Raw genomic sequence first — 12,128 nt, 5'->3', positions numbered from 1 at the left:
CCTTGATTACAGCGGCCTTTTGAAGCCCTGGCGCGCCTTGTCACTGAGCGCATGGCAATGGCAGCCCGGGCTGTGGTCATTGACCATGCCCACCGACTGCATGAAGGCGTAGACGGTGGTGGGGCCCACGAACTTCCAGCCCAATTTCTTCAGCGCCTTGGACAAGGCGATGGACTGTTCCGAGGTCGAGGCGCCCAAGTTGGACGACGCCCCCGCCGGCGCCTCGAAGCGCCAGAAGAACGCGGCAAGCGACCCCTCTTTGTCTATCATTTCCAGCGCGCGGCCCGCGTTGTTGATGACGGCTTCGATCTTGCCCCGATGGCGCACGATGCCGGCGTCGGCCAGCAAGGCCTGCACCTGCTTGTCGTCAAACTCCGCAACCTGGGCAGGGTCGAAATTGGCGAAGCCACGGCGGAAGGCTTCGCGCTTGTTCAGGATGGTGCGCCAACTTAGCCCCGACTGAAAACCTTCCAGGCAAAGCTGTTCGAACAGTGCGCGGTCGTCGCCTTGCGGGCGGCCCCATTCGGTGTCGTGATAGGCCATGTATTCGGCGGACGTATCCACCCAGCCGCAACGGGCAAGGCCATCGGGAAAATCGTTTTTGGCGTTCAAGGTAAAGCTCCAGGCGGCGGTCAGGCACCGATGCTACCGCAGCAACGTCCCTGAAAAAAGTCGTAGCGGCCGCGGTCGGAATCCCGCTACTATTTGCAGCGCTGATCCCGCGCCGGCCATGTCCCGGTGCGCCCGGATCCCCCTACGGGCTTGCGCCAATGCAAGCCCGTTTTGCGTCTGCCCCCCCCACATGTCGCCACCCCCAACATGTCGCTGCTAGAGACCGCTGTCCTTACCTTCGTGTCGCCCGCCGTCCTGGCCGGCGACAAGCCGGACGCCAACCCTTGCCTGGATTGCGGAGCCTGTTGCTCGCATTTCAGGGTGTCGTTCTATGTCGGCGAACTGGCCGGCGAAAACGGCGGCCATGTGCCTTTGGAACTGGTGACCCAGATGAGTCCCTTGCGCGCCTGTATGAAGGGCACCGAAATGGGCGGCGGCCGCTGCGTGTCCTTGCGCGGTGAACTGGGGCAGCCCGGCATCCACTGCGCCATCTACGAAAATCGCCCGACGCCTTGCCGCGAATTCGATATCTGGATGCCGGATGGATCACCCAATCCGGACTGCCAGCGCCTGCGATTGGGCTTGGGCCTGCCGCCGGTGGCGCCCCGCCCCGACGCGGAAAACGACCCGCAAGGCCCCGTGCATCCGGATCAGCCGGCGGCGGCTTAAAGCGCCTGCAGCTCAGCGAGTTAACGTGTGGGCGCCATGCCGAAGGCGGCACGGAAGCTGCCGATGCAGGCGCTGGAGCTTTCATAGCCGAGCGGACGCGATAGCCATGTGAAGCATGGCCTTGCCCACGCAGAATTCGAATGAACCCCGACCACTTTTTCTTTCACGACCGATCCCGCTTTTCCATCGTGACCGCCAAGCACGGCTAAAAGATGGCGCGCGCCTTCGGGCGCGCTTTGCATTTCAGCCCCCCTGTCTGCCCGTCTGCCGTGTCTGCCCACAACGCAGCCGCATACCCGAGGTTGCCGAAATTAGAATGCAATATTGATAATTTTGCGATTGTGGCAGAAGGTGTAGCTGGCATAAATTGCACGCTTGCGAAGGCCGTTTCCGATGCCATCCGCCCGCGCGCGCCGATTTTGCGGCTGCCAAGCACCTGGACTCGACATTGAGATTTACGGCTCCCCATCAATGAAGCGATTCCACTTCGACAGCACAGCGCTTCGTTATTTCCTCACCGTCGTCGACACGGGGTCCGTCAATGGCGCCGCCGCAAGGCTGAACGTCGTCAGCTCCGCCGTCAGCCGGCAGATCGCGGGCCTGGAACAGCGACTGCAAAGCCAGTTATTCGAACGGCACCCCAAGGGCATGCGCGTGACCGAGGCGGGCCGCATCCTGGCGGACCACGCGCGCCGCGTGGAAGCCGACGCGGCACGCACCTACGCCGATATCGGCGGACATAACAGCCGCTACACGCAGACCGTGAAAATTGCTGGCGCCCATGGCGTCGCGGCGTGTGCGCTGCCGCCGAAGTTTGCCGCTTTCCAGGCTCATCACCCGTGCGTGCGCTTTCACTTGACGGTCTTGGACGCCGGCCTGGTCACCGAACGTGTGCGCTCTGCACAGGCAGACATCGGGGTGACCTACAGCCACGCCGCTGAAAAAGACATCGCCGTGGTCTACGCGCGCCAGGCTGAGATCGTCGCGGTGATGCGGCCCGGCCATCCGCTGGCTTCCCACGGCACGGTGCAACTGACCCAACTCTCGGCGTATCCGCTGGCGCTACCCGACGGCGCCAGCGCATTGCGGCGGCTATTGGACACGGCCGCAAGTCTGTACAACACCACCCTGTCGCCGGCTTTTACGTCCAACCATCCCGAAGCCGTCTACCACTATGTGCTGGCGGGCGATGCCGTGACCTTGTGCGCGCGATTGACCGCGGCGTCACAACTGAATGACGGCAAGCTCATCTGCCGCCCGATTGAGGACGCCCTGCTCAACGGCGGGCAAATCCAGGTCCAGACCCATGTGTCCCGGCCGCTGCCCGACGCCGCCCACCGCTTTCTGCACTTCATGCGCAGCCACACTGCGGATTTGTTCTGACCGCTACGCGATGCCGCCCCCTGGGCGCTGGCGCCTCGGGTCGCGCCTTTGCGTTGCCGAAACAAGAACAGGCCAGTGAAAAATGATCAATTGTTAAATTTGTAATGCATATTTACATTTGACGCGGGTTTATCACCAGATCACGGTGGCCAGCGTTTGCCTGGCCACCTTTGCAGGAGCCACGCGCATGCTTAAGAACCTGAAAATTCGAACCGGACTGTTCGCCGTCCTGACCCTCTTTGTCCTGGCCTTGGCGGGTACCACCACCATGGGCTGGTCTTTCGCCAAGGCGGCCGACGATGCCGTCGACGACTTGAACCTGGTGTCCACGGAACAGACCCGCCCGCTTTATGAAACCCAGGTATTGCTTCTGCGCACCCGCATCACGCTTGTGGCCGCCTATCTTGATGTGCAGGCCGGCCGCGCCTCCCAGGCGCAGGCCAGCGTAGACCAGGCCACCAAGTTTCTGGCCGACGCGCGTCAGCGTTATGCCGTCTTTCAGCGTGTGCCCAAACTGTCGGACGCCGCGCGGAAGATGACGGCTGACCTGGACGGAGTGTTCGACGCCTACGTGCGCAGCATCGACGCGTTAGGGGACGCCCTGCAAAAGCAATCCGCCGACAATTACGTGAACGCCGTGGCGCAGGCCCGTACCGCCGATGCCCAATTCGAAGAACGGGTCAGCGCCATCCTGAACCACACCGAGCGCCGCGCCATCGAGATCAATGACGACTCGGACCGACGCTACCTGCAAGCCGAAGCCGCCGCCATCGTCATGTTGGGCCTGGCGCTGATCCTGGCGATCGGATGCTGGCGGTTCATCAGCCGCCAGGTGCTGTCGCCCCTGAAAGACGCCGCCGTGCACTTTGACCGCATCGCTTCGGGCGACCTGACGCACCGCGTGGCTGCCATGGCCGACAACGAAATCGGCGTGTTGTTCGCGGCCTTGAAGCGGATGCAGGAGAGCTTGACGCGCACCGTGGCCGAAGTCCGCCGCAGCGTGAATGAAATCAACACCGGCGCGGCCGAGATCGCATCGGGCAACACCAATCTGTCTTCGCGCACGGAAGAACAGGCCGCTTCGCTGGAAGAAACCGCCGCCAGCATGGAAGAACTGGCCACGGCCGTGAAGCAGAACACCGCACACGCCCACCAGGCCAACGCACTGGCCGCGGAAAGCCGTGGCGTGGCGATGCGCGGCGGCGACGCGGTGAATCAGGTAGTGCAGACCATGTCCCGCATCTCGGACAGTTCGCGCCGCATTGCCGAGATCGTCTCCGTCATCGACGGCATTGCATTCCAGACCAACATCCTGGCCCTGAATGCGGCGGTGGAAGCCGCCCGAGCCGGCGAACAAGGCAAGGGTTTTGCGGTGGTGGCGGGCGAGGTGCGGTCATTGGCGCAACGCAGCGCGCAAGCCGCGCGCGAGGTCAAGGACCTGATTGAGCAATCCACCGGCAATGTCGATAGTGGCGCCGAACAAGTGCGTCAGGCGGGCGACACCATGCAGGAGATCGTCTCGTCGGTGCAGCGCGTGACCCAGATCATGGCCGAAATCACGGAAGCCTCTACGGAGCAGTCGCAGGGCATCGACCAGATCAACCGGGCCGTTACGCAGATGGACGACGTGACCCAACAGAACGCCGCGCTGGTGGAGCAGGCCGCCGCGGCCGCCTCCTCGCTGGAAGAACAGGCCAAACGCCTGGCTGCGACCGCCGCATTCTTCAAGGTGCCGGCCGAAACGATTATCGACGTCACCCCGCAACCCGTCGCGTTACACCGCGCTTACGCCAGCTGAGCGGTGTGGCCAGACTCATGCTTTTGTCTTAGGACATCTGTCCTGGGACAGATTCCAGTTTAAGACTTGGCTCGGCAGGCCGTTGTCTTAGGGTAAGGCGCCGCCATCCGACGGCGCCACGCCCCCCGACGATGAGCCGCCAGCCGCATGAACCGCGCACTCGCCTGTATTTTTTGCCATTCAACGCTGGCCCAAGGCGCGCCGCTGCTTGAAAAGAATGGCGCCGCCATCTGCAAGGCTTGCGTAGAGCAATTCTCCGAACGCTTTGCCGAACGGGCCTGGGTGATGGCCGCCACGCTGGAAGAACAGCTGGATGTGCTGCTGGAGGAAAGCCAGCGCGCGTTGGCCCAAAGTGAATCGCTTTCCGAACGCGCTCGCAGTTGTGGATTAAGCCTGCATGCGTTGTCGGGCGTATCAACGCGCACGCCGTCCTGACATAAAAAACCGCCCCATTCTGGACTGGGAAAAATTAAGGGACGGATAATAACCCGAGATATAGACGGTTATTTCTGCGCTTTTTGGGCTTTTGAACCTGTCAGCTATTCGTAAGATACCTCGCGCGCGTGCAAATCCCAGTATCACCCGCGCGATTGGCAAGCTTGAGTCACCGCATTCCGTTCGCGCCAATTCAATAATCTGCAGGGCAGCGAGCCATTCCACGTTTTTATCTTGTGCTTGTTGACTGACGGCAGGGGCCGCGCCCACGCCGTCGCCCACATAAATTATTGAAAAGCGAAAATGCCTCCTTACCAGTTGAAAAAAAGGGCGATGTCCCTCGCCCTGCAAGCGCTTGGCCTGACCGGCGCCTGCACGTTGAGCCTGACCGCCACTTCGCCGGCAACGGCCCAGAACATTACGTGGAACGGTACGCAAAGCAGTAATTGGCAGGACCCGCTGAATTGGTCGTCGGCATCGCTTCCAATTTCAACCGGTTATCTATTTATCAATAGCGTGACGCCTAACGCACCGGTTATCGACAACAGCAGCGCGCTGGCAGGCACAATATTTCTTGGCGCAATCGGTGGACCCTCGCTCACCTTGCAAAATGGCGGGCAGTTAACCAGCGGCACCGCCATTATCAGCAACAGCACGAATGGTTTCACGGCTGGCGTTTCTGAGCTTGAATCCGGCACGGCCACCGTTAACGGCCTTGGCTCCCAATGGAATGCGGAAGCGTTAAACGTTGGCTTTTACGGCACGGGCACGTTGAACATTACGGGCGGCGGCAAAGCCATCGCCTCCACCACTGTCTCGCTGGGATCCCACGTGGGATCCCACGGCACGCTGAATATTTCGGGCGCAGGCAGTTCTTTGCAGTCCGGGCAACTCACCGTCAGCGACAACGGCGTCAGCCTCCTTGCAATTTCTGATCAAGGCACGGCACAAGCCTCCGGCCTGCTGATGGCCAATAGCGCTGGCTCGCAAGGCACCGTCGAAATCACTGGTCCCGGGGCTTCGCTGACGACAACCGGCGGCATGACGATTGGCTCCCGTGGTATGGGCACCGTAGAGATCAAGGGTGGCGCCTCGGCCACGTCCGGAGCCCGAACCTACGTCGGCATGTACGATGGCGGCGTTGGCAAGCTATCGGTTTCCGGGGCCGGCAGCCAGTTTTCTTCGTTGAACGATTTCATTTCGCTGGGCCTCAACACAGGATCAAAGGGCGAACTGATCGCAACCGATGGCGCCCTGGTCGATGCGTTTCAGATCATCGCCGGTTTCAATGCATCCACCGAAGGCACCATCATCGCCGACGGCCCGCAGACCAAACTCAGAACCTCCAGCATCTTCCTCGTTGGCTATAACGGCGACGGCACCGCCACGGTGTCCAATGGCGCCACTATCGAAACAGCGAACCGACTCCGAATTGCCGATGTCGCGGGTTCGACCGGCACCGTGAATATCGGCGCCGCCGCGGGTGATGCCGCGACGGCCCCGGGTGTGGTGCTGGCAACGTTGGGGGTGCGCTTTGGCAACGGCACCGGCACGCTGGTCTTCAACCATTCCAGCACCGACTACGTCTTCGCCCCGGCCATCAGCTCCCTGTCTCCCGGCATGGGCACCATCAATGTGCTGGCGGGAAAGACCACACTGACGGGCGATTCAAGCGACTTCAGCGGCCAGACCAATGTGTTGGGCGGCGCCCTGACGGTAAACGGCAAGCTCGGCGGTGCGCTGAACGTGGCCAGCGGCGCGTCACTGCACGGCGTGGGCCAGGTCGGCACGACCACGCTGCAAAGCGGCGCCACCCTGGCGCCGGGCAAAGTCGGCGGCACGCTGAACGTGGCAGGCGACCTGACGTTCTCGCCGGGTTCCACTTACCAAGTGGCGGCCGATCCGCAATCATCGACCAGCAGCCGCGTCGTGGTCAGCGGCACGGCGAATCTGGCGGGGTCGGCGGTCCATATCGGACCGGACGGCGGGTTCCAGGCCCAACGCGAATACACCATTCTTAGCGCGGGCACGGTCAATGGGCAATTCGGCAGCGTATCGTCCAACTACGCCTACCTGGACCCGGCCCTGCGCTACGACGCCCAGAACGTGGTGATGCAGCTTAGCCGCAAGCAGGGGCCCGGAGGCCGCCCCATTACCTTTGCCGACGCGGCGCAAAGCGGCAACCAGCGTGCCGTGGCCAACGCCCTGGACAGCCTGCCCGCGGGCAATCCGCTGCACGACTACATTCTGACGCTGCCTGAAGGCGAGACGGCCGCGGCCTTCAACAGCTTGTCGGGTGAAGCGCACGCGAGCGTCACGTCCAGCTTGACCGGCTTTAACAACACGGTGCGTACCGTGCCCCTGGCCTACCTGCGCGCCAATCTGGGCGCGGGCATGCGGGCGGGCGCTCCCACTGCGCAAGCCGGCGGCACCCTGTCCGCTTCCGCCTTGCCGTCCTCTAACGCGCAGCCCGCCTGGGCCGAGGTCATTGGCAATTGGCAGACCTTGAAGGGCAATAGCGATGCCGGACAAGTCCGCCAGAAGACAGGCGGTGTCTTCGCCGGGGTCGACCACGCCTTGGGCGGCGGCTGGCGCCTGGGCGGTGCGCTGGGCTTCACCGACAGCAACATCCGCGTGGACGATCGCTCGTCCCAAGCGGACGTTGCCGGCTACAGCGCGGCGTTGTTTGGCGGCAGAGTGTTCGACGTCGGCCCCGGTAAATTGAACCTGATGGCGGGCACGTCCTACACCTGGCACGACATTTCCACCGAGCGCCATGCCAGCGTCTCCGGCGTGTCGCAGACGCTGAGCGCCGACTATGGCGCCAGCACCACCCAACTGTTCGCAGAACTTGGCTACGCCCTGCCCGTCTCGGAGCACGTCAGCCTTGAACCCTTTGCCGGCCTGGCCTGGAGCGACACGCGCAACCGCGGATTCTCGGAGTCTGGCGGTTCGGCTGCTCTGCGTGGGCAAGGCAACAGCAGCAAACAAACCACCAGCACGTTGGGCTTGCGCGCATTGACGGACTTCACGATCGGACAAACCGAAGGCCGTCTGCAGGCCACCTTGGGCTGGCGTCACGCTTTTGGTGATGTGCAGTCCCAAACCGTCATGTCTTTCGATGGTGGCCAGGCCTTCAGCGTGACGGGCGCTCCCATCGCGCGCGACGCCGCCTTGGCCGAGCTTGGCGTCGAAACCGCCATCACCAAAAACGCCACCATCGGCCTGACCTACAGCGGCCAATTCGGCAGCGGCAACCGTGAAAACGCGGGTTCGCTGCATATGACCTGGCGATATTGATCATCCCAACCCCGCATTCAGAGCTTGAATGCGGGGTTGCGGGATCCAATCCTTGCGTCAAAACGTTTCAGTGCGAATTTGTCTTTCAATAATAATTAATGTTTCAAGTCGCACCATTTATATAACCAGGATGGCATCCAAAACTGATTAATTAATATGTTGGCTGGTATCCAATACCGCTATATTTTTTAATCCGGATGGTATCCATTCATTAATTCTTGGTTATATAAAAAAACTGAGATAAATTGCGTCCTTTTTTTCGATAGCCCCTTAGGCTCAAGCAGTTTGGCTTGTTACGTTGCAATACGTTTAAAGCCATTCAGCATTATTTGAGCCTCGGATTATTAATCGAGATAAAGGATGCAGTTTTGAACTACGGCACGAAGAAGTGGCTGACGGCGACGCTGGCGCTCGGCACGACATACTGCGGCGGCATCATGGCCGCCGACCTGACCGTTTCCCCGGGCAATACCCAAGTATTCGATGGCTCGGCCAATTTTCCCGGCGGTATTGACGTCAATGGCGGCACGCTGGTGATCGGCGGCAATGGCGGTGGCGCCGGTGTCACGCTGGGTGGAAACGTCAACGCAACATCAAACGGCATCGTCGCCGGCTTCGGCTCCATCAATGGCGACCTCAACGTGACGGGCGCGCGAGTTGCCCCCGGATACGAAGTCGGCACGCCGACCGGGGTTTCCAATGGCAATCTGGTCGTCAACGGCAACCTGTCGATGAACAACGCCGAATTCGCCTTCGAGACCGGCTATGCGGGCTTGCCCATCACGCAGCCCGGCACCGGCGACAACATCACGGTCAGCGGCAACGCCGCCATCAACAACACGACCTTGAACGTCACGGTAAACACCCTTGGCGTGAATGCCGGCTATTACCGGATCCTGTCCTACGGTGGCACCTTGAGCGGCAACGGCCTGACGTTGGGCAGCGTTACCGGCGACTCCACGCCCGCGGCCACCATTCAATCGCTGACGGACGACAAGCAGATCAACCTGATCCTGGGTCCCAGCACGACCAACTTGTGGAACGGCGACGGTGTGGCGTCCGCAACGCGCGCGGGCGGCGGCAGCGGCACCTGGACCGCCGCCAGCACGAACTGGAACAGCCCCAGCAATGCCACCGGCGCCCTGCCCGACGGCGGCTACGCCATCTTCACGGGCGCGGCCGGCACGGTCACCGTGGATGGCAGCGCGGGCCCCGTGCGCGTGTCGGGCCTGCAGTTCGCCACCGACCGGTACCGCCTTCAAGGCGCGCCCATCACCCTGGTCGGCAGCGGCGGCAACCCGCCGGTCATCGTGGTGGGTGACGGCACCTATGCGTCGGGCCAATTCGTCGACATCATCGACAACCCGCTGCAAGGCACCCAAGGTTTCGTCAAGACCGGACCCGGCTCGGTCATCCTGACCGCCGACAGCAGCGGCTTGACCGGCCCCATCCTGATCGCCGACGGCGCGCTGGAAATCGATGGCAAGTTGAACGGCCCCGTCGATATCGGCCGCGAAGTTGTGCTGGCCGGTGTCGGCCAGTTGGGCTCCACCACGCTTTACCCCACCGCCGTGGTGTCGCCGGGCAATGACGGGTCGCCCATCGGCACGCTGACGATCAACGGCAACCTCACCTTCGGCGAAAACGCCATCTATCGCGTGCATGCCGATCCGGCCAGCAGCGCCAGCGACCGCATCCACGTCACCGGCGTGGCTTATCTTGATGGCAGCGTGGCGCACGTGGGCCCCAACGGCACCTATGCGCCGCGCACCACCTACAACATTCTGACGGCCGACGGCGGCATACAGGGCAGGTTCACGGGCGCATCAAGCGCGTATGCATTCTTGACGCCCACGCTCAGCTACGACGCGAATAACGCCTTCATGACGCTGACGCGCAACGACGTGCCGATTGGCAGCGTCGGCGAAACCAACAACGAAAGCAGCGTGGGCGATGCCCTGGACCAGGAAGACCCGCCCGTCAGCGCAAGCGGATCGCCGTCGAACGGGAACGGATCGCCCTCCCCCGAAGCCGGCTCGTCGCTCATCGCCAGCGGCAGCACCGCGGGCAACAACACTGGCGCCAGGCAGGTGACGACGGCGGTTCTTTCCATGACGCCGGCGCAAGCGCGCTCGGCGTTGACACTGCTTTCCGGCGAAGCGTACGCAAGCACCGCCAGCGTGTTGCAAAGCCAGGGCGATACCGCGCGCACGTTGCCGCTGGCCCACCTGCGCGGCAACCTAGACGCGCCGATGCAGGCAGGACGCCCGACGGCCCAAGTGGGTTCACCGTCGTCCGACGCACTGCCGCAAAGCGGCGCTTATCCCCTCTGGGCGCAAGCGTTTGGCAATTGGAGCAAGTTTGGCAGTGACGGCAACGCGGCCAGCGTAAGCCAGTCGGCCGGCGGCTTCTTTGTGGGCGGCGACGGCGCCGTGGGCAACGGCTGGCGTTTGGGTGGCGCGGTAGGCTACACCGGCAGCCACAGCTCGGTCGCGGATGCCGCGTCGCGCAGCAGCGTGGACAGCTATACGGCCACCATGTTCGGCGGACGAAACTTTGCCGCCGGCCCAGGCCACATCCGCTTCATGGCCGGCGCAGCCTATACCTGGCACGATATCGACACCAAACGCGACATCGCGGCAGGCAGCCTGAACCAGCGGCTGGAGTCTTCGTATCACGCCTCATCGACGCAATTGTTCACCGAGCTGGGCTACAAGCTGCCGCTAAACGATGCCACCAGCATCGAACCCTACGCCGGCCTGGCCTGGAACCAATTGCGCACGCGCGACTTCCAGGAATCGGGTGGTACGGCGGCATTGCACGGGTCGGGCAACACCGACGACGTGACAAGCACCACGCTGGGCCTGCGCGGCACCTGGGATTTCGAATCCAATCGCGCTCCCGGCCGCCTGACCGCAACGCTGGGCTGGCGCCACGCAATGGGCGATGTGACACCCAAGCAGCAACTGGCGTTTGAAGGCGGCAGCACGTTCTCGGTAACGGGCGTTCCCATCGCGCGCAACGCCGCCGTGCTCGGCCTTGGCGTCGACATGTCCATCGCCCGCAACACCACGGCAGGCGTGGCCTACGACGCGCAGTTCGGCGGCGGCAACCGGCAACAGTCGGGCATGCTCAAGTTGGCAATGCGCTTTTAAACCCATGCGCTAGGGCTTAGCGAAAGCAATAAAAAGCACTACGTGCGAACCGCCCCCGAAAGCCGGACACGGATCCGACTGTCGGGGGCAACGCCGTGGGACTTACTGCGCCGACAGATTCAGCCTCTTGATTCCATCGCCGACACGCTTGATCTCTGACTGGTAGAACTGCTCCAGCTCGGAGCGCCGAGGTTGCGCTGGCGCACGGCAAACGGGGGCGTCTTGTCTTTGCAGTACAGGGTGATACTGGGCGGAGGTCTACGCTCTAGGGCATGGGCACATTGATGCGTACCGCAGGCGAAAAAAAACGCCGCTAAGTGACTTAGCGGCGTTTTCTTGGCATTGCAATGTTCTGTGGTGGGCTGAGCGAGACTCGAACTCGCGACCAACGGATTAAAAGTCCGCAGATCTGCAAATCCCTGTAAGTCACAATGTCTTTTTAATCAACGACTTGCAACGATAGCCCCAATCCATCAACTGGACATTCAACCAGGGGTTTGCAGAGATTTAGGTTCATTTTCAATGATTATGGACAAGATCTGGTCAAGGCCGCCATGAGGTTCGTCACACGCTCCCCCGTAGGCCATCCCGTCTCTGGCCGCTTCCGCAATCCCTCCGTTTAACCCTTCAATCCCGCCGCGCTCTCCCGAAACCATATTGAGGCCAACGGGACGGCGTCCCCCCTCGTGCACTGAATCGCTTGCCCCCCATTGGGGGGCAAGCGTTCGCGCTCGTCAAAATCGAACGCAGGAGCCCCGTATGGCCAAGTCGCCCAC

At 62.3% G+C, this 12,128-nt stretch carries 7 protein-coding genes; 6 read left to right on the top strand and 1 reads right to left on the bottom strand.

Annotation, left to right across the window (positions count from 1 at the left end):
• Positions 1-6: 6 nt before the first annotated feature.
• The gene (locus WBR68_RS00090) at positions 7-612 is read right to left on the bottom strand and encodes a DNA-3-methyladenine glycosylase I (protein WP_230605714.1); all 606 of its coding nucleotides are present in this window, start codon (positions 610-612) and stop codon (positions 7-9) included.
• A gap of 207 nt (positions 613-819) precedes the next feature.
• Here WBR68_RS00090 and WBR68_RS00085 point away from each other — a divergent pair, with 207 nt between their 5' ends.
• The 6 genes from WBR68_RS00085 to WBR68_RS00060 all read left to right on the top strand — a co-directional run bounded on the left by WBR68_RS00085 (position 820) and on the right by WBR68_RS00060 (position 11,352).
• Complete coding sequence (locus WBR68_RS00085) at positions 820-1,281, top strand: YkgJ family cysteine cluster protein (RefSeq protein ID WP_050447557.1); 462 nt, start codon at positions 820-822, stop codon at positions 1,279-1,281.
• A 471-nt stretch (positions 1,282-1,752) separates the two neighbouring features.
• On the top strand, positions 1,753-2,664 hold the full coding sequence (locus tag WBR68_RS00080; RefSeq protein ID WP_230605712.1) for a LysR family transcriptional regulator: 912 nt from the start codon (positions 1,753-1,755) through the stop codon (positions 2,662-2,664).
• A 187-nt stretch (positions 2,665-2,851) separates the two neighbouring features.
• Entirely contained in the window at positions 2,852-4,462 is a 1,611-nt protein-coding gene (locus WBR68_RS00075; RefSeq protein ID WP_050447592.1) for a methyl-accepting chemotaxis protein, read from the top strand.
• 147 nt (positions 4,463-4,609) lie between these two features.
• Positions 4,610-4,897 (top strand): ClpX C4-type zinc finger protein, encoded by a 288-nt coding sequence (locus tag WBR68_RS00070; protein WP_050447560.1) that lies wholly within the window; start codon positions 4,610-4,612, stop codon positions 4,895-4,897.
• A gap of 333 nt (positions 4,898-5,230) precedes the next feature.
• Positions 5,231-8,197: an autotransporter family protein gene (locus WBR68_RS00065; RefSeq protein ID WP_230605710.1), complete on the top strand. Its 2,967-nt coding sequence runs from the start codon at positions 5,231-5,233 to the stop codon at positions 8,195-8,197.
• A gap of 368 nt (positions 8,198-8,565) precedes the next feature.
• Positions 8,566-11,352 (top strand): autotransporter family protein, encoded by a 2,787-nt coding sequence (locus WBR68_RS00060; protein ID WP_230605707.1) that lies wholly within the window; start codon positions 8,566-8,568, stop codon positions 11,350-11,352.
• The last annotated feature ends 776 nt before the right edge of the window (positions 11,353-12,128 follow it).

It is taken from the genome of Achromobacter sp. JD-1, assembly GCF_038594925.1.
Classification (GTDB): Bacteria; Pseudomonadota; Gammaproteobacteria; order Burkholderiales; family Burkholderiaceae_B; genus Achromobacter; species Achromobacter spanius_C.
The sequence above is the reverse complement of the archived record's forward strand: the minus strand, read 5'-3'. Positions and strand labels throughout refer to the sequence as shown.